The organism is Campylobacter sp. CCS1377 (assembly GCF_040008265.1).
GTDB lineage: Bacteria > Campylobacterota > Campylobacteria > Campylobacterales > Campylobacteraceae > Campylobacter_D.
The window spans coordinates 1,651,185-1,669,314 of the sequence record NZ_CP155620.1; the positions used below are offsets into that span (position 1 = coordinate 1,651,185).

General features: G+C 31.3%; 18 protein-coding genes and 1 pseudogene. 6 read left to right on the top strand and 13 right to left on the bottom strand.

What is annotated here, in order from left to right:
• Window positions 1-123: 123 nt before the first annotated feature.
• Window positions 124-1,281, bottom strand: coding sequence for a carboxynorspermidine decarboxylase (gene nspC / locus AAH949_RS08305; RefSeq protein WP_348518483.1), 1,158 nt, complete (start codon window positions 1,279-1,281; stop codon window positions 124-126).
• Between the two features lie 145 nt (window positions 1,282-1,426).
• Between nspC and AAH949_RS08310 the strand changes: the two genes are divergently transcribed.
• The 6 genes from AAH949_RS08310 (at window position 1,427) to AAH949_RS08335 (ending at window position 8,075) form a co-directional block, all read left to right on the top strand.
• Complete coding sequence (locus AAH949_RS08310) at window positions 1,427-2,968, top strand: multicopper oxidase family protein (protein WP_348518484.1); 1,542 nt, start codon at window positions 1,427-1,429, stop codon at window positions 2,966-2,968.
• 311 nt (window positions 2,969-3,279) lie between these two features.
• Entirely contained in the window at window positions 3,280-5,478 is a 2,199-nt protein-coding gene (locus tag AAH949_RS08315) for an autotransporter outer membrane beta-barrel domain-containing protein (RefSeq protein ID WP_348519154.1), read from the top strand.
• 318 nt (window positions 5,479-5,796) lie between these two features.
• The gene (locus tag AAH949_RS08320) at window positions 5,797-6,018 is read left to right on the top strand and encodes a MoaD/ThiS family protein (RefSeq protein ID WP_087725400.1); all 222 of its coding nucleotides are present in this window, start codon (window positions 5,797-5,799) and stop codon (window positions 6,016-6,018) included.
• 1 nt (window position 6,019) lies between these two features.
• Window positions 6,020-6,463, top strand: coding sequence for a molybdenum cofactor biosynthesis protein MoaE (locus AAH949_RS08325; protein ID WP_348518485.1), 444 nt, complete (start codon window positions 6,020-6,022; stop codon window positions 6,461-6,463).
• Window positions 6,460-6,882 carry a GyrI-like domain-containing protein gene (locus AAH949_RS08330; protein WP_348518486.1) on the top strand — a complete coding sequence of 141 codons (423 nt, stop codon included), beginning with the start codon at window positions 6,460-6,462 and terminating at the stop codon, window positions 6,880-6,882. Before AAH949_RS08325 ends, AAH949_RS08330 begins: the two co-directional genes overlap by 4 nt.
• A gap of 2 nt (window positions 6,883-6,884) precedes the next feature.
• Window positions 6,885-8,075: a molybdopterin molybdotransferase MoeA gene (locus AAH949_RS08335; RefSeq protein ID WP_348518487.1), complete on the top strand. Its 1,191-nt coding sequence runs from the start codon at window positions 6,885-6,887 to the stop codon at window positions 8,073-8,075.
• Between the two features lie 317 nt (window positions 8,076-8,392).
• Here the strand turns inward: AAH949_RS08335 and AAH949_RS08340 are convergent, their stop codons facing one another.
• The 12 genes and pseudogenes from AAH949_RS08340 to hisD all read right to left on the bottom strand — a co-directional run bounded on the left by AAH949_RS08340 (window position 8,393) and on the right by hisD (window position 18,127).
• Complete coding sequence (locus AAH949_RS08340) at window positions 8,393-8,965, bottom strand: hypothetical protein (protein ID WP_348518488.1); 573 nt, start codon at window positions 8,963-8,965, stop codon at window positions 8,393-8,395.
• Complete coding sequence (locus AAH949_RS08345; protein WP_348518489.1) at window positions 8,953-9,684, bottom strand: hypothetical protein; 732 nt, start codon at window positions 9,682-9,684, stop codon at window positions 8,953-8,955. Before AAH949_RS08345 ends, AAH949_RS08340 begins: the two co-directional genes overlap by 13 nt.
• 101 nt (window positions 9,685-9,785) lie before the next feature.
• Window positions 9,786-10,358 carry a hypothetical protein gene (locus AAH949_RS08350; RefSeq protein ID WP_348518490.1) on the bottom strand — a complete coding sequence of 191 codons (573 nt, stop codon included), beginning with the start codon at window positions 10,356-10,358 and terminating at the stop codon, window positions 9,786-9,788.
• A gap of 1 nt (window position 10,359) precedes the next feature.
• Window positions 10,360-10,983, bottom strand: a complete 624-nt coding sequence (gene hisIE, locus AAH949_RS08355; protein WP_348518491.1) for a bifunctional phosphoribosyl-AMP cyclohydrolase/phosphoribosyl-ATP diphosphatase HisIE — start codon at window positions 10,981-10,983, stop codon at window positions 10,360-10,362.
• 1 nt (window position 10,984) lies between these two features.
• On the bottom strand, window positions 10,985-11,752 hold the full coding sequence (gene hisF / locus AAH949_RS08360) for an imidazole glycerol phosphate synthase subunit HisF (RefSeq protein ID WP_348518492.1): 768 nt from the start codon (window positions 11,750-11,752) through the stop codon (window positions 10,985-10,987).
• A gap of 9 nt (window positions 11,753-11,761) precedes the next feature.
• Complete coding sequence (locus AAH949_RS08365) at window positions 11,762-12,691, bottom strand: HTH domain-containing protein (RefSeq protein ID WP_134237785.1); 930 nt, start codon at window positions 12,689-12,691, stop codon at window positions 11,762-11,764.
• A complete protein-coding gene (gene hisA / locus AAH949_RS08370; RefSeq protein WP_134237784.1) occupies window positions 12,676-13,401 on the bottom strand; it encodes a 1-(5-phosphoribosyl)-5-[(5-phosphoribosylamino)methylideneamino]imidazole-4-carboxamide isomerase in 726 nt (241 codons plus the stop codon). The genes AAH949_RS08365 and hisA overlap by 16 nt, the downstream gene beginning before the upstream one ends.
• Complete coding sequence (gene hisH, locus AAH949_RS08375; protein WP_348518493.1) at window positions 13,395-13,985, bottom strand: imidazole glycerol phosphate synthase subunit HisH; 591 nt, start codon at window positions 13,983-13,985, stop codon at window positions 13,395-13,397. The genes hisA and hisH overlap by 7 nt, the downstream gene beginning before the upstream one ends.
• Window positions 13,982-14,729, bottom strand: a pseudogene (locus tag AAH949_RS08380) (restriction endonuclease). Before AAH949_RS08380 ends, hisH begins: the two are co-directional and overlap by 4 nt.
• Complete coding sequence (locus AAH949_RS08385) at window positions 14,719-15,789, bottom strand: DNA cytosine methyltransferase (protein WP_348518494.1); 1,071 nt, start codon at window positions 15,787-15,789, stop codon at window positions 14,719-14,721. Before AAH949_RS08385 ends, AAH949_RS08380 begins: the two are co-directional and overlap by 11 nt.
• Window positions 15,786-16,844, bottom strand: coding sequence for a bifunctional histidinol-phosphatase/imidazoleglycerol-phosphate dehydratase HisB (gene hisB, locus AAH949_RS08390; RefSeq protein WP_348518495.1), 1,059 nt, complete (start codon window positions 16,842-16,844; stop codon window positions 15,786-15,788). Before hisB ends, AAH949_RS08385 begins: the two co-directional genes overlap by 4 nt.
• Window positions 16,841-18,127: a histidinol dehydrogenase gene (hisD, locus tag AAH949_RS08395; RefSeq protein ID WP_348518496.1), complete on the bottom strand. Its 1,287-nt coding sequence runs from the start codon at window positions 18,125-18,127 to the stop codon at window positions 16,841-16,843. Before hisD ends, hisB begins: the two co-directional genes overlap by 4 nt.
• Window positions 18,128-18,130 lie beyond the last annotated feature (3 nt).

The window sequence follows — 18,130 nt, forward strand, 5'->3', positions numbered from 1 at the left end:
AATTAAAAATCACTGAATTTAACTATCAAAATTGATAATTTAGGAGTTTGAAAGATTTAAAAAATACAAATGCTATTTTTTAAATCTTGTATCTTTTTAATTAATTATGCTAAATATACATAATTAATTTCTTTTAGAATAATTCTCATAAGAAAATTCGCGCACCATTTCTAACTCATTTTTTGAATTTAAGAACATTAAATTCGGCAATCTCACTCCATTAAAAGTCGTATTTTTTACTATGGTATAGTGAATTTGATCCAAAAATACCACTTTATCACCTATATTTAATTTTTTATCAAAAGCATACTCGCCCATCACATCACCAGCTAAGCAGGTATTTCCAGTAAGCCAATAAGCAAATTCGCCTTTTTTTAAATCTGAAATTTTTTCATTTTCTCTCGTGGCTAAAATTCTAGCATTTTTTACTTCACTTGTATAAGGCATGATGATAGTATCTGGCATATGTGCTTCACTTGAAGTATCTAAAATGACAATTTGCTTTTCATTTTCTACTATATCAATCACACTAGCGACTAAATTCCCACTCTGCCAACCTACCGCTTCGCCTGGTTCAAGATAAACTTGCACACCATATTTATCACTAAATTTTTTACAAATATCAATGAGTTTTTGCACATCATAGCCTTTTTTAGTAATATGATGACCACCACCAAAATTTACCCATTTTACCTTTCTTATCCATGGACTAAATCTATTTTCAAATGCTCTTAAAACTGCCTCTAAAGCATCTGCACTCTCTTCACAAAGTGCGTGAAAATGAAGACCGCTAAGCCCTTCTAAATTTGTATCTTCTAAATCTTTAGCACGAATTCCAAGTCTTGAATATCTTCCACAAGGATTATAAAGCTCTTTTGGTGCCAAAGAAAACTCTACATTGCAACGAATTCCTAAAGATTTTTCTTTTGCTTTTTCTTTAAATTTTTCAAATTGATTTAAAGAATTAAACACTAAATGATGTGATAAATTTATTATTTCATCCATTTCATCATCTTTAAAAGCAGGAGAATAAGTATGAATTTCCTTATCCATAAATTCTTTAGCAAATTTTGCTTCCCAAAGCCCACTACAAGTACAACCTTGTAAATATTCTCCCACGATTTTCATCGCCCTTGAAAAGGCAAAACCCTTTAAAGCCAAAAGCACTTTTGTACCACTTTTTTCTCCCACACTTGCTAAAAGCTCACAATTTTTTCTAAGTTTATCTTCTTCTAAAATATAAGCTGGAGTAGTTTTTAACCCATCTAAATAATCTAACATCATCATCCTTTTAAATTTATTGCAAAATGATACCAAATTTCTTAACATTTAAATAAATTGATAATTGATAATATTTACCAATTTGTAAAAATTAACTTATATAATTTCAGCCGTAATTTTAAATCTAACTAAAAAAGGAAAAATAATGGATAGAAGAACCTTTCTTAAATTTAATACCTTAGGTTTAGCAAGTGTAAGTTTTGCTTATGCTATGGATCATTCTAAAATGAATCACGGCACAATGGATCACTCAAACCATAATAATATGAATACTTCTTTTATTGACTTTGCACCTAAAGATTTAAAACTTTTAAATATTAACGAAATTGCAAGCGGGAAAAAATTAGCTCCTTTAACACTTCTTAAAAATGAAAGCAAAGAAAAAAATTTCTTTCGCGCCACTATAGAAATAGCAGAGAGTGAGATAGAAATTGCCAAGGGCAAAAAAACCAAATGCTACACTTATAATAAACTCATCCCTGGCCCAAAAATCGAGGCATATGAAGGCGATACTATAGAAATTCTAGTTAAAAATAAACTAAATGAAGCCACTACTATCCATTGGCATGGTATGCCTGTACCACCTGAACAAGATGGCAATCCACACGATCCAATACTTGCTGGAAGAGAAAGAATTTATCGCTTTACCTTACCAATGGGAAGTGCAGGAACTTATTGGTATCATCCACATCCTCACTATACAACCTCAAAACAAGTTTTTAAAGGACTTGCGGGAGTGTTTATAGTCAAAGCTAAAAAAGATGCATTGTCACATTTAAAAGAACAAGATTGGGTAATTAGTGATTTAAGACTTGATGAAAACGCACAAATTCCAAGCAATACCTTAGTCGACTGGTTAAACGGCAGAGAAGGAGAAATTGTCTTAATCAACGGACAACTAAAGCCTAAAATCGAAGTTGATAATCAAAGAATTCGCATTTATAACTTCTGTGCAGCTAGGTATTTAAATTTGCGTCTTAGCGGGGCTAAATTTGTACTTGTAGGCACAGATGGCGGACTTATAGAAAAACCTGTTGAAATGCAAGAACTTTTCTTAAGCCCTGCAAGTCGCGTGGAAGTTTTAATCACAAGTGATAAAAAAGGCGAAGTAAAACTTGAAAGTACATATTATAATAGAGATAAAATGATGGTAAAAGAAAGCCCATATACTCTACATTTAGCTGATGTTAATATTAAAAATAGCGCTAAAAATATCCCGCAAATTTTAAGACAACTTCCACCTTTAGAAGAGCCAAAAAATTTCAAAGAAATTATTATGAGCGAAGATCATCATAAAATGCATGGCATTATGAAAAAAAGCGAAAGTGAAATGAAAAGCGCATTAGCTTCTATGTTTTTACTTAATGGCAAGGTTTTTGATATGAAAAGAGTGGATGAAAGATCAAAACTTGACGAAACAGAAGATTGGATCATCATCAATAAGTCTCACATGGATCATCCTTTCCATATACATGGAACACAATTTGAACTCATCTCATCTAAATTTAAAGGCGAGCTTAAAAAAGCAGAATTTAGAGCCTTAAGAGACACAATCAATGTGCGCCCAAATGAAGAATTAAGACTAAGAATGAAACAAGAATTTGTAGGACTTAGAATGTATCATTGTCATATTTTAGAACACGAAGATTTAGGAATGATGGCAAGTTTAGAAGTTGTTGAAAAATAATTGGCTGTTTTGTATTGTCATTGTGAGTATTCTTCGTCATTCTGAGCCTTTAGGCGAAGAATCTCCCACTCGCACACTTTTATTATTGCTCTAAGTAAAGCATAATAAAAAACCAAAAAGTAATGTTTTAAAAATTTTATTTACTCTTTATAAGTTTTCATACAAATTTAAGTTTAATTTTAGGGGGGGGGGGATTATAATTTTTCCTTTTTTAAACAAAAAATCAAGGAGAAATTATGACGAAAATTTCATTTTCGGCAAGTAAAGTTTTAGTAGGTTTTAGCTTAGGTGCTGTGCTTTGTAGTAATGCAATGGCAATAAATTTGAATTCTAAAAATGCCTTAGCTGAAGCTCCGACAACGCCAATTGAAATAGAACTAGGTAGAACTAGTGGAAAAAATCTGCAAGATTATTTTGAAGTTAAAGGGCAAGATGTAGTTTTAATTGATAGAGATAGTTTAAAAGGCAATGATTTAACCATAAAATCAAATATTTCTAGGTTTGATGATGAAGGTTTTTTAAATCCAGAAGGTAAAGATATCGATACTGATGAATTTAAATATGTCTTTAATTTGGGCGATAAAAATACTTTAAATATCGAAAATGTTAGTATGGGAAGTTCTAGCATTGCAAATCTTTATGTAAATGCTAAAGAAACTATACTAAAAGATATGAATTTATATGTTAATCAAAGTGGCTCGGTGATCAATGGAGATTTAAGCCTTAGCGGAACTAGCTTGGTAGATAATGATGCGTTAAAAGGCTCAAGAGTATCTGTATATGGCAATGATCTTATCGTGAATGGAAATTTAAATGCAAATAATACCTTTTTTGAATTTGGAAATCCTTACGCAACGCAAAATTATTCTATAAAAGTTGCTAAAAATGTAAATATCACTAATTCTAAATTTAGTGTAAATGGCACATCTTTTAAAGATTTGCTTTATAAAGATACACTTTTAATCCAAGCGCAAGGATTTAATAAAGACATAAGCACATCAAATACAGCCGAAGCTTCATATGGCAAATTTGCAAGTGATTATATCAATATAGATAAAAGTCAAGATACCTTTCAAAGTATAGTACTTGATGACACTTTGGTGGATTACAATTTAAAAGAAGTAAATTGCGGATCTAGCAAATGCTTGGTAGCAGATGGCAAAGCGACTGATACTTTAAAAGATACCCTAACCCAATTAAAAATTGACTCAGCTATGCTAGGAAAACTAATAGGAGAATTTAGCAATCCTGAAGATCAAGAAATAAAAGCTCAGCTTGAAGAACAAAAAACAAAATTAGATGAAATAATACAAAAAGGCGAAAACAATCCAAACTTAGACAAAGAAGTAGTAAAATTATATGGACTAAAAGAAGGAAGTGCCGATTATCAAGCTGTGCTTAATCTTAGAGGTATTGCAGACCGACTTGCAGATCAAGGTTTAGGACTAGATCTAAAAAGTCTTAGCGGCGTCAAACTAGCCCTTAATATCAAAAAAGACACAGACAACACAGGTAAAGCTATCTCAAATCTAAACTCTGCTTCAAATGCAACCAATACAACCATGAACATAAGCAATGATGTATCCATAGGACAAAGAGTAGCAATGCTAAATAATCCTTATGGAAACTATGCTTCAAGACTTTCTAAACTTAGATTTGCAAACACTGATATGGCTGGAAATTATTTAGATGATTATAAAAACAGTATTTGGGCTAATGCTTTTGGTGGTGCAAATATTATAGATGGCGATAGTGGGGCTATATATGGTGCTACTATAGGCGGGGATAGACAGATTAATGATAGTGTATTATTAGGGACTTATTTTACTTATGCAAGCTCAAAAATCAAAGATAATGGCTTAGAGCAAGATAGTGATAATTTCCAATTAGGGCTTTATTCTACTATTAATATCGCACCTAAATGGGAACTTGGCTTAAGAGCATACGCACAACTTTCTCCGACCGATCAAAGCAATATTACCACACAAGGTTTAGCAACTTCTGATTTTACAAGCAAATTCTTTGGTTTAAGTGCAAATGTGGGTCGTGTGTTTGATTTTAGTGATAATACTTTATTTATCAAACCTTTTGCGGGTGTAAATTATTATCTTTCTTATACTCCAGATTATAAAGAAAATAACGCACTTGGCGGATTTAATATCGATTCTATGACTAATAATTCTGTAAGTTTAGAGCTTGGTGCTGAGTTTAGAAAATATATGAGTGAAAGCTCTTATCTTTTCATCACTCCAAAGATAGAACAATTTATTATTAATAGTGGAGATGATTATGTTGCAAATTTATCTATTGGCAATGCTTTCTTTAGCAATGTAAAAGCTAATGATAAGAAAAAAACTTATGGACAAATCATCGTAGGCGGTAATGTAGATATTAATGAGAAATTCAGTCTTAATGCAGGTATTGGTGCTAAGCAAATCTTAGCAGGCAAAGTAGATAGCAAAAACGAAACCTATGTGAGTGGGCAAGTTGGGTTTAAATATAGATTCTAAGGATTTAAAGCTCAGTAAAATGAATCTATTTTGTTTTACTTAGCTAAGTTTATTTTAACCAAGTAAAGTGAAATTCAATCACTTTACTTTTTTACAAAAGATTTTAAAGATTTTATTAAAACTCTTTTTTCTTTGAGAATTCCTCTACCATAAAAGAAGTGATTTTGTTTTTTTGTGGTTTTTTAATTGTTTTGATTTTTAAAATTTATTTTTATGTAAATTTTTTATTTCTTTAAGATTTTCATCTATCCTATTTTTTTAAAACAAAATCTAAAAAATTTAATGCTATACTCAAACTTTTAAAATTTTGGAGAAATTATGGTTAGTGTTGAATTTTTAGGTCCTATAAACAAACCCAAACTAGAATTAAATATCAATAATTTAAAAGAATTAAAAGAAATTTTAAAACAAGATGAAAGCTTAAAAGAATGGCTAGAACTTTGCGCCGTATCTTTAAACGAAACAATCATTTTTGATGAAAATACCCCTTTAAAAGATGGCGATAAAATAGCACTTTTACCACCGGTTTGTGGGGGCTAAAATGAGTGAATTTATACTTGTAAATGGGGCTTTAGAAATCCCACAAATTTATACAAAATGGTATGAATTTGCAAAAAATAAAAATTGTGGTGCTTTGCTTACTTTTTGTGGCATAGTGCGTGAAGAAAATGGCATTGAAGCTTTGAGTTTTGATATTTATGAGCCGCTTTTAAAAAATTGGTTTAAAGAGTGGCAAAAAAGGGTTGAAAATGATGGAGTGATTTTGCTTTTTGCACATTCAATTGGCGATGTAAAAATTCACGAAAGTTCGTATTTAGCAGGGATTTTAAGCAAACAAAGAAAATTAGGGCTTAAACTCATCAATGAATTTGTGGAAGATTTTAAAGCAAGTGCGCCCATTTGGAAATACGATGTGATAAATAAGCAAAGAATTTACGCTAAAGAAAGATCAAGCAAACTCTGCGGTGCTGGGCTTTTAAAATGATAAAAGAGTTAGAACAATTTAGCATTTTTGGTGTGAGCACTTTGACAAATGCCAAATTTGAAAGTGATGTTAAAACTTCACAAATCATTCCTTTATGGAAGAAATTTCATCAAATTTTTGGCACACCAAGTGAAAATTATAGCATGTATTATGATTATAAAAACACTTTAGACTTAGAAAATTTAGAGTACAAAGTCTGCGTGGGTGTGAAAGAAAAAGAAAAGGGTGAAAAAGTGCTTATAAAAGAAGGAAAATATATGCTTTTTGAAGACTTTGGAAAACCTGAAATCATCACACCAAAACTTTGGCAAGAAATTTATAAATTTTTCAAAAATTCAAATTTGCAAAGAAAATTTGAAACAGATTTTGACTTTTATACTGCAAATAAAATCCAAATTTACATTGGTATCAAGGAGTAAAAATGCTAATGCCTTATGAAAAAAGTTTAGAGATCTTGCATTCTCACATAAAGCCTTACGAAAGAGTGGAAAAAGTGGCTTTAACGCAGTGTTTGGGACGCATATTAGCAAATGATATAAAAGCGAGTGAAAACCAACCTAGTATGCCAACTTCAGCAATGGATGGCTATGCTATTAAATTTGAAGATCAAGATCTGCCTTTAAAAATTTTGGGTATAACTCCTGCTGGAAAAATGCCCGAATTTAAGCTTGAAGCAAATACTTGTGTAAAGACTTTTACAGGCTCTTTGATGAGTGAAGGAAGCGATACTTTGGTGCCTGTGGAAAATGTAAGAGTGGAAAATAATACGCTTTTTATAGAAAAAAAAGTTCCTAAAGGCTTTGCGGTTAGAGAGATTGGCGAAAATTACAAAAAGGGTGAAATTTTACTTAAAAAAGGCACGAAGCTAAATTATAGTGAAATTGCACTCCTAGCCGAACTTGGATTTTTTCACATTAGCGTGTTTATAAAGCCTATAATTGGGGTTTTAAGCAGTGGAAGTGAGATAAAAGATTTAGGCGAAAGTTTGGAAAATCCTGCACAAATTAGATCTTCTAATCACATCGCCATAGCAAATTTAGCTAAAAATTTAAATTGCGATGTTCGCATATTTGCTCTCTTAAAAGATGATGAAAAAGATACTTCAAAGGCTATAAAAACTGCTTTAAAAGCTTGTGATATTTTGGTTACAACGGGTGGCGTTTCTATGGGGGATTTTGACTTTTTGAAAAAAGCTATTAAAGAATACGAACTCATCATTGATAAAGCAGATATAAAACCAGGGCGTCATATAAAAATCGCTAAAATAGATGAAAAATTCATCATCGCCCTACCTGGGTTTCCTTACTCTGCTATGGTGATGTTTAATCTTTATGCAAGAGAAATAATAAATGCGTGGCTACTTCAGCCAAAAGACTATGTTTGTAAGGCTTTTTTACAAGGAAATTATAAGAAAAAAACACCTTATTTGGAATTTGTCGCTTGTAATGTAGAATTTAAAAATGGACGCATTTTGGCAAATTTAGAAGGCAAAAAAGAAGGCTCCAGTGCGATTATAAATAATCTTAACAATAAAGCTGCATTAATGATAGCACCAAAAGAATGTGAAATTTTAGAAAATGAAAGCTTAGTGGATATTATTTTTATGCCTTGAAAAAGGTATAAAGTTTAAACAGGAGTTACAGATATTTGACTTCCTTTTTCATCGTAAGTGTATATAAAACTCGAATTTTTTATACTAACATTTGAGCTTGTGAAACCAACTAGCTGCCCTGCAGGTTTAACATACAATTGTTTGTTTCCATCATAAACATATATAAAACTTCCCTTTTAAACCGCTAAAGTAATAGCCATTTTTTCTCCTTTTAAAAATTTGAAAAAATGTTATCAAAAAAAAATCAAGCCCCTTTTTTCTAATTTTTTCAATAAGCTATAAAATCATTAAAATCTTAAGCAAGATTATTTGTTTTATTAAGGATTAATTTTTGCACTTTTTTGCCCTTTTAAATTAAGCCAAGTAATTAAAAACAAAATCAAATAAATAATTATCAATGGAGTATTAATATAAGTTGCTATCATTGATACTGGCGATTCTAAACCCGTTATCTTAAAAACAATCCATTTTACAAATATTGTAATCTCCTTACAAGCAAAAAATACAAAAACAAAATAAAAAAGTTTTTCTTTCGTAACTTGAACTAAGGCCCTAAAGAAGAAAAAGGCAAGAATAATGGAAGCTATACTTATAATTTTCCCAAAAATATCATTCGCAAAAGAAATATTTTCACTCATTATTAATTTTAAAATAGAATACGAATTTGATCCAAGAACAACCAAAACCTGCCACACAAGAAAATAAATAAATACTTTATAAGTTTTTAACTTTTTGCAAAATAAAAACACACTAAGTAAGGCTAAAATTATCGCCGAATAAAATAAAAAAGGATGGATGCTGAAAAGATTTTGCAACAAGTCTTGACGAGCGTTAGGCTCATAATTCATAGGATCAAAATACATAGGTTGAAACAATATCATTTTTGGCAAAAATTTATAATTCCAAAAGCAATTGCACTTAAAATTAAAGATAAAGCCATTGTGATTTTAATCCATTTTAAATCAAAATCGAAAATAACTTTTTGTGTTGAGAGTGCAAATTTTTCTTTATTTAAAATTTCTTGTCTGTTTAAATTTTCTTCTTCGTTTGAAAATTCTTGCTTATCAAATTCTTTAAATTCTATCCACGCTACAAGCTTTAAAATATCACCTATTAATATTCCTATAGCACCTAAACTAAATAAAGGCAAAGTGCAAATCCCTATAAAATAAGCCCAAAAAACATTGATAAAATACTTTTGTTTAGTTACTCTAGCGATTTCATAATAAAAGACCTTAAAAAAAGGAAAAATTAAAGCTATAATTAGGACATACAATATTAAAAAAACAGCAATGCCTAAAAAGATATTATCCCCATTAAAATAAAACCGACTATAACCAATGCGAGGTTCTAAAATCATAAATACAGCAATAACACTACCAAAAATCAAAATTCCTAACGCAATAAAGAAATTGATGAATAGTTTTTTAGCACCGCCATAGATTTTTAAATCATAAAGCACAATAAAAAATAAAATCAAACTCGCAAGAGAAAATAAAGCTCCAATATAAGGAATGATACCTAAAAAGCCACAAACAATACTCGCTATAGCTTTAAAACGATTTTCTTTTATCTTCTTTTGAAGTAAAATTTCTTGTGAATTTTCCATTTTAAACCTTTGAAAATCAATCTAAATAAAGACTTTATCATAATTTAATCTTATTTTATTTTTAAATTTAATATAAATCAAACAAAAAATTAAAATACTGCTCAAAATATAAAATTCAAAGGTCTTTTATGAGCAGGGATATTATAGAATTTACCTAAAAAATCGTAATTATCAAAAATATAAAGTTGATAATAAAGGCAAAAAAAGATATAAGCCAAACCTGCACAAATACCTAGTAATGTAGTTATTATAAAAATAAGTTTTTTCCAAGTAAAATGAGAAATTTGCTTAAAACAAAAATAAATAAATTTAAAAACAAAGACAAAACTAAACAACACACATAGCAAAGGCACTAAGGCTAAATGCCCATCTAAAGGCAAGGTAAGCAAGAAAAATACACAAAGACTAAAAGCAATCCCAAAGTAAAAAGTATTTATAAAATCTAAACTTTCTATCTTTGAAATAACTTTTTTCCACACCAAAACTAAAAATAAAGGGGTATGAATCACCAAAAGATAAAAATAATAAATACTTATGCGTTTAAAAATTTCCACGCTTGTATGAGGACTAAGCATAGGCACTTCGGAAATGTATTTTCTATGTATTAAAATTAAAAGCATCATCAAAGCAGGATAAACAAAAAAGATTAAAAAACCTAAGATAATCTTTTTCAAACTATTCTTTATGTCTTTCTTTAAGCTTAGCAATCACATCTGAAAAACTTAAATCCGCATCCGCCAACAAAACGCTTAAATGATACATTAAATCAGCCGCTTCGCAAATTAGCTCATCTTTATCTTTAATCGTCGCCGCTAGTGCAGTTTCTACACCTTCTTCGCCGACTTTTTGTGCGATGCGTTTGGTGCCACTTTTAAAAAGTTTTGCAGTGTAAGAAGTGCTTTCATCAGCATTTTTGCGTGAATTAATAAGCTTCTCAAGTCTTGCTAAAAAGACAAAATCTGCATTTTTAGAAAGCTTTTCAAAACAAGAAATATCTCCTGTGTGGCAAGTTGGACCCATGGGATTTGCTAAAATCAAAAGCGTATCATTGTCACAATCAAGGCTTAAATCTACTATATTTAAAAAATTTCCACTTTCTTCGCCCTTCATCCAAAGGCGATTTTTAGTGCGTGAAAAAAACACGACTTTTTTGATTTCTAAGCTTTTTTCTAAAGCTTTTTGATCCATAAATCCTAGCATTAAAACTTCGCAAGTTTTTGCATCTTGTATTATGGCAGGTATAAGTCCATCTACCTTTTGCCAATTGATTTTTTCATTTAAATTTTCATAATTTTGCATTTTATATCCTTACACTTATACCTTTAGTTTTTAAGTATTGTTTTAATTCTTTAATATCAATGATTTTTTGATGAAAAACAGAAGCGGCTAAAGCTCCATCAACACCTACTTCAAAAGCTTCTAAAAAATGCTCCATATTTCCAGCCCCGCCACTTGCTATCAAAGGCACTTTACATTCTTGCTTTACTAAGGCTAATTGCTCTAAATCATAGCCATTTTTAACGCCGTCTTGATTCATCATATTTAGCACGATCTCTCCAGCACCTAAATTTTGGACTTCTTTAACCCACTCTATCGTGCTTTTTCCACTATGCGTGCTTGTCTTTTCATCGCCTGTGTATTTAAATACCTTTAAATTGCCATTTTCATCTTTAAAGCTATCAATGCCAACCACAACACACTGCACACCAAAGTTTTTTGCAAGGCGTGTGATTAAGCTTGGATCATTTAACGCAGGGGAATTGATAGAAATTTTATCCGCTCCATTAGCTAAAAGCTCGGCTGCATCTTCTTCGCTTTTAATGCCTCCTGCGACACAAAAAGGAATGTTGATATTTTTAGCCACTTCGCTTACCCAATTTCTTGAAATGCGTTCTTTTCTAGCACTTGCAGCTATATCATAAAATACAAGCTCATCGATACCATTTTGCGAATAACGCTTTGCAAGCTCTATGATATCTCCCATATCTTTATGGTTTTTAAACTGCGTCCCTTTTACTACCCTGCCATCTTTTACATCCAAACATGCAATTATACGTTTTGTAAGCATTTTGTCTTTTCAAATACCTTTCTCTTTGAGATATTTTTGCATTTCTTCATCGCTTTTAATCTTGTCAAATTTAGCTTGAACTTTAGCTTCACTGCCTAGTTTGATTTGCTTATTTATATCATCTATAAATTCTTTAAAATTTGGATTTTTATTAATCAGCATATTTAAAGTTTGTATGTCAAGTTCTCTTTCTTTCGCACTAAGCAAAATCGAAGAATTAAAAATATCTTTTTCAAGCTTTATCACTCCTATGCCAAAGCTTTGATTTAAGCGTCTTAACTCGCTTAAAACTTCACTATCAATTTCTTTTAAAACCACCAAATAACCTTCATTTGCCCAGCTAGAATTACTCACAGCTTGAAAATAGCTTTCTTTTAAATTCGAAAAATTCAAAGTGATTTTAAGCTCGAAAGAAAAAAGTTTATAGCTATTTTGTTTGATATTTTCTAAAAGCGTTATGGTTTCTTTTTCATAATCATCATAAGGAAAATAAACTCCCACAATATCAGGATAATTCCATTTATCTGCGCCACTTTTACCCTTTTTACTTTGCTCGTGATAAATGGTTTTACAATTTAAATTAAAATCTGCGTTTTCATATAAGAATTTTACTAATAATGGGTGCAAATCTCTTTCGTGAAAATTGTTTTTTTCTTGTTTTTCGATGATAATTTCATTTTTATTTCCAAGTTTTAAAAGTTCTTTTTCTCTTTCCTTTAACCAAAAAGTTGTCGGTTTTATGGAAGATTTGATAAAATCAATTTTATCCGTAAGTAGTCTATTCCAAAGTGTTTGAGTAGGTGTTTGCCCTATACTACTAAGTTTTTTATCCAAACCTTTTTCAAGAGCAATTTGCCAAATTTCACTCACACTTAAAGGCTTTTTGGCTTGTTTTAAAACTTCTATAATCAATTCTTTATAAGTTAATTTGCTAGACATTTTATCCCTTCTTCTACGCTAAAAACTCCGTCCAGCAAAGCTTTTCCGACAATTACACCGCTACAAATGCCCTTTAGTTTTTTAAGATCTTCTAAACTCGCCACACCACCGCTTGCTTGTATATGAATTTGTGGGAATTTTTCGTAGATAAATTTATAAAGTAAGACATTTGCTCCTTGCATAGTGCCATCTTTTGAAATATCAGTACAAAGTATATGTTTTAAGCCTTTAGCACTATAAAATTCTAAAACTTCTAAAAGACTTTTATCGCTAGTATCTTGCCAAGCGTTAATGACTATTTTATACTCATCTTTTAAAATCGTATCCAAAGCCAAAACGATGGCTTCGCTTCCAAAACTTGATAAAATTTCCTCGCAAAGCACGGGGTTTGTAATCGCTAAAGATCCAATTACCACGCGTTTTACTCCACTTTCAAGCAAAGCTTTTATCTCAGCTTTAGTACGAATTCCACCACCTACTTGCAAATTCACACTTACTTTGCTGGCTAACTTTTCTATCAAAGCAAGTTGTCTTTTGCTCGTATCCTTTGCTCCGCTTAAATCCACCAAATGAAGCCAAGTCGCTCCTGCTTTTTCGTATTCTCTAAATTTCTCCAAAGGATCGTATTTATAAACTTTTTTTTGCTCATAATCGCCTTTTACAAGACGTACCACTTCTCCGTCAATTAAATCAAGTGCGGGGATTAACATGTCATATCCTTAATGAAATTTAAAATCAACTCTTCGCCCGCTTCACCGCTTCTTTCAGGGTGAAATTGCACGCCATAAAAATTGTCTTTTGCTAAAGACGCACTAAATTTCACTCCATACTCGCTTGATGCGATAGTGTAATCATTTAATGCTATGCAGTAACTATGCACGAAGTAAAAATAAGCCCCATTTAAGCCTTTAAAAAGCGGGTGCGTGCTTGAAACTTCATTCCAACCCATGTGTGGCAAAGAGTATTCTTTTAGCAAATCAAATTTTTGTGTTTTAAAAGGCATAATTCCTAAAGTTTTTTGATCGAGCTCTTCGGAAAAATCTCCCAAAATTTGCATTCCTAAGCAAATACCAAGTAAGGGTTTTTTGGTATTTTTTAAAAAGTCTATTAAATTAAAACTTTCTAAATTACTCATTGCCTTTGCTGCGGTACCAACCCCTGGTAAAAAAAGCTTATCCGCATTTTCCAAATCTTTCAAATCTCTGCTGATTTTAGCCTCAAATCCTAATCTATCAAGGCAAAATTTAAGTGAAGCTAAATTCGCACAAGCCGTATCAATGATAACTAGTTTCATAGTGATAAATCCTTAAATCTTAAAGGCTTATTTAAAAATAGCCATTGAAAATAATTAGAATCAATATTAAACACACTTTGCCCTTCCATTTGCTGTCTAGTAATCCAGTTTAAATCATTATCTTGAATGTTAGAAATATCTACAAAAGCAACTTGCCTGTTAAATAAATCAAAATGAATTACTAGCGTTTTTATTTTTATCATTGAATATATTTTTTGCTTCTCTAACTTTATGCTCTTTAATATCATTAATACCTTGAAAACCACTTTGTATTTCAAGCCTATAATCATCAATTTCTAAATCTGCTCTAGGTGTTCTTCTAAAAGTATCTAAAGAGTGAAAATCATCATCGCCTATATTTTTAATTTCATCTTTAGAAATATCAAAAATTTCACTTATTGCTTTTTTAAAATATTCACAAACTAAATATCCTCTCATCCAGCTAAAATAAACTTCCTCTTTGCGTCTTCCTTGATTATTTAAATTATTTAAAATATTATTATTTTTAAGCGTATTGTAAGTATTAAATAAATAATTTTGCAAAAATAATTCTATATCACAAGGATCATAATAGTTTTTGTTTATTTTTGTAAAAATTTCTGATAATCTATGATTTAATTTTTCAATATAACAAAAGTCAATTTCAGCTTTTATATCCTTTGCACTTAAAAAATCTTTAAACTTTTGCTGAGATTCAAAACCTAATATATGTCTATAATTTTTAAAATCATCCTTATGAAACATTTAATCTTCCTTGCAAAATATAGTTTTTTACAGCATTAGCTAACGCTATACTAAGAAGTGGCGGAACCGCGTTTCCAATTTGTAATTTTTTACTAGTATCGCTACCATAAAAAATATAATCATCTGGAAAACTTTGAAGTCTTACTCCTTCTCTAATGCTTAAGGCTCTAGAATCTCTAGGATGAATACATCTTGAACTACTAGGTGTTGCAAAATTCCTAGTTATGGTTGGGGCTGGCTTATTCCACCACATTTTTGCATAAGTATTGCAGTAGCCTGACTTTGGTTGCAATTCCAAAGGCAAAGAATCTTTACCTTCACCATCTTTAAGAGTTTGCATTATTTTAATGAGATTTATATTGTTTTTTGGACTAGAATGTTCTTTTAAAATTTCACTTTTTCGCACAAAGGACAAAAAAGTATTATTAGGATCAAATCTATAGCCTTTATTGTTTCCATTTTCTCCGCTTTGAATAAAAGGCAAATCATCTAAAGCTTCTTTTAGACTTACAAAATTATCATGTGTTTTTTGCGGAAAAATGAAACTTCCATAATGCACATCTTTCCTAATGCCAACAACAATCAATCTTTCTCTAATCTGGGGCACTCCATAAAAAGCTGCATTTAAAACACTATAATTAATAACATAATTTAAATTTTTAAATTGAGAGCAAATATATTCAAATAATTTCCCTTTTTGCATTGAAAGCAAGCCTGTTACATTTTCAAAAATAAAAATTTTTGGCTGAAGTATTTTTAACACTCTTAGATATTCTTGAAATAAATTTGCTCGTTCGTCCATTTTTCTTTTGCCTAAAGTAGAATAGCTTTGACAAGGAGGACCACCCAAAAGCAGATCTATCTTGCCAAAATTCAACATTTCTGCTTCGCTAAGTTTGCTAATATTTTTATGATAAATTTTTGTATTTGGATGATTTAAAGCATAGCTTTTTATCGTATCTTTATCAATATCGTTTGCGAAAACCATATCAAAAAAAGAGTTTGTTGAAAAACCATAGCTAAGACCACCAGCTCCACAAAAAATATCAGCAACTTTCATATCACCCCTTTAGAGCTGGCTAAATTTTCGCTTTCTATTTTTACTGCCATTTTCAAGGCTTTTGCAAAGGCTTTGAAAAGTCCTTCGGCTTTATGATGATCGTTTTTACCTTTGACTTTTAAATGCAAACTTACTCCCATGGAGTAGCTTAGTGAATAAAAGAAGTGTTCTATCATTTCTGTGCTTAACTCGCCTAATTTTTCTTTTTTAAATTTAGCTTTATAGACTAAATGTGGGCGGTTGCAAAAATCCATCGCACAACTTGCCAAACACTCATCCATAGGTAAAACAAAACCATATCTTGCTATGCCTATTTTATCACCTAAGGCTTTTTTTATGGCACTTCCTAAGGCTAAAGCTACATCTTCAACGCTGTGGTGCTCATCAATCTCCAAATCGCCCTTGCAAGAAATTTCAAGTCCTATCCCACCATGCACTGCGATTTGTTCAAGCATATGATCAAAAAATGGCACTCCTGTATCAATAGCTATTTTGCCACCATTTAAACACACTTTAACGCTGATATTTGTTTCTTTAGTGACACGTGAAGTGCTTGCAGTGCGAAAAGAATTTAAAATCTCTTGCTCTATTTCTTTCCAACTCAAATCGCCATATTTTAAACCACAAATACCCAAATTTGAAGCTAAGATCATATCAGTATCACGATCACCTATGACAAAACTTTGTTCTTTATCATATAAATTATGCTTAATATAATCATCAAGCATTGCGGTTTTTGGCTTTCTGCACTCGCAATTTTCATTTTCAAAATGCGGACAAATGAAAATATCTTTAAACACAATTTCACAACTTTGCAAAATATCTAGCATTTTTTGATGTGCTATTTCAAAACTCTCCTTAGGAAAACTTTGTGTTCCAAGGCCGTCTTGATTTGAAACAAGCACAAATTTAAAACCAAAATTTTTAAGTTTTAAAAGCACAGGAATAGCATCTTTTTCAAAGCGAAGTTTTTCAAGACTATCGATTTGAAAATCGCTTTTTGGCTCTTCTATGATCGTGCCATCTCTATCGATAAAAAGGATTTTTTCACTCATTTTAAACTTTCTAAGCGAAACAAAACAGCGTTTTTATGTGCGTCTAAATGCTCGTTCGTAGCTAAAATTTCAACACTTTTTCCTAAATTTAAAAAGCCTTCTTTGCTAAGCTCTTGCACGCTCATTCTTTTACTAAAATCTGCCAAACCTAAACTAGAATGCGTTTTTGTAAGCCCATAAGTTGGCAAAACATGATTGGTCCCGCTTGCATAATCTCCCATGGATTCTGGGCTTAATTCGCCTAAAAACACTGATCCTGCGTGTTTGACTTTACTTAAAAGCTCGCGTGGATTTTGTGTTTGTATGATTAAATGCTCCGGTGCGTAAAGATTTGAAATTTCTAAAGCTTGATTTAAATCTTTTGCAATGATAATTCTTGAATTTGCTATGCTTTTACTTGCTAGTTCTTTTCTTGGTAAGTTTTCAAGCTGTAAGCTTACTTCATCGCTTACCTTTTGTGCAAATTCATTGCTTAAGCACACTAAAATCACTTGAGAATCTGCTCCATGTTCAGCTTGTGAAAGCAAATCACTAGCCACAAATTTCGCATTAGCCTTTTCATCCGCGATAACTAAAACTTCACTAGGTCCTGCTTGCATATCAATGGCTGCTCCTGATAAATCACTACTTACTTGGCGTTTTGCTTCGGTTACAAAGGCATTTCCTGGTCCAAAAATTTTATCTACTTTTAAAACACTTTTTGTCCCATAAGCAAGTGCTGCTATGGCTCCTGCACCGCCCATTTGATAAATTTCATCTACACCACAAAGCTTGGCACAAAAAAGTGTCGCATCACTTATTTTAGCCGGACTTGCTAAAACTACTTTTTCGCATTTTGCAATTTTAGCTGGAATTGCTAACATTAAAACGGTTGAAAATAAAGGTGCTAAGCCCCCTGGTATATAAAGTCCTACTTTTTCGATAGGGCGCGTTAAAACTTCGCATTTAACACCTTTAGTGGTTTCAACGGAGATTTCTTGTGGAATTTGCGCTTCGTGGAATTTTTTAATATTTTCATAGGCCACCAAAATAGCATCTTTTAGATCCTTGCTTAAACGAGTACTTGCAATTTCTAGTTCTTCTTCGCTTATTTTTATGCTTGAAATTTGAGTTTTATCAAATTTTAAAGCTTGCTCTATCAAGGCTTCATCGCCTTTTTCTCTTACTTCTTCGATGATAGAACTTACAATTTTCGAAATTTCATCTTTTGCTGCTATTGCAGGGCGTTTTAAAACTTCTTGTTTTTGGACTTCATTTAATTCATTAAAATTTATTATTTGCATTTT

Coding starts and splice junctions, on each gene's coding strand:
- nspC (WP_348518483.1), bottom strand. CDS start 1,281: ATGTTAGATTATTTAGATGGGTTAAAAACTACTCCAGCTTATATTTTA.
- AAH949_RS08310 (WP_348518484.1), top strand. CDS start 1,427: ATGGATAGAAGAACCTTTCTTAAATTTAATACCTTAGGTTTAGCAAGT.
- AAH949_RS08315 (WP_348519154.1), top strand. CDS start 3,280: ATGGCAATAAATTTGAATTCTAAAAATGCCTTAGCTGAAGCTCCGACA.
- AAH949_RS08320 (WP_087725400.1), top strand. CDS start 5,797: ATGGTTAGTGTTGAATTTTTAGGTCCTATAAACAAACCCAAACTAGAA.
- AAH949_RS08325 (WP_348518485.1), top strand. CDS start 6,020: ATGAGTGAATTTATACTTGTAAATGGGGCTTTAGAAATCCCACAAATT.
- AAH949_RS08330 (WP_348518486.1), top strand. CDS start 6,460: ATGATAAAAGAGTTAGAACAATTTAGCATTTTTGGTGTGAGCACTTTG.
- AAH949_RS08335 (WP_348518487.1), top strand. CDS start 6,885: ATGCTAATGCCTTATGAAAAAAGTTTAGAGATCTTGCATTCTCACATA.
- AAH949_RS08345 (WP_348518489.1), bottom strand. CDS start 9,684: ATGGAAAATTCACAAGAAATTTTACTTCAAAAGAAGATAAAAGAAAAT.
- hisIE (WP_348518491.1), bottom strand. CDS start 10,983: ATGCAAAATTATGAAAATTTAAATGAAAAAATCAATTGGCAAAAGGTA.
- hisF (WP_348518492.1), bottom strand. CDS start 11,752: ATGCTTACAAAACGTATAATTGCATGTTTGGATGTAAAAGATGGCAGG.
- AAH949_RS08365 (WP_134237785.1), bottom strand. CDS start 12,691: ATGTCTAGCAAATTAACTTATAAAGAATTGATTATAGAAGTTTTAAAA.
- hisA (WP_134237784.1), bottom strand. CDS start 13,401: ATGTTAATCCCCGCACTTGATTTAATTGACGGAGAAGTGGTACGTCTT.
- hisH (WP_348518493.1), bottom strand. CDS start 13,985: ATGAAACTAGTTATCATTGATACGGCTTGTGCGAATTTAGCTTCACTT.
- AAH949_RS08385 (WP_348518494.1), bottom strand. CDS start 15,789: ATGAAAGTTGCTGATATTTTTTGTGGAGCTGGTGGTCTTAGCTATGGT.
- hisB (WP_348518495.1), bottom strand. CDS start 16,844: ATGAGTGAAAAAATCCTTTTTATCGATAGAGATGGCACGATCATAGAA.
- hisD (WP_348518496.1), bottom strand. CDS start 18,127: ATGCAAATAATAAATTTTAATGAATTAAATGAAGTCCAAAAACAAGAA.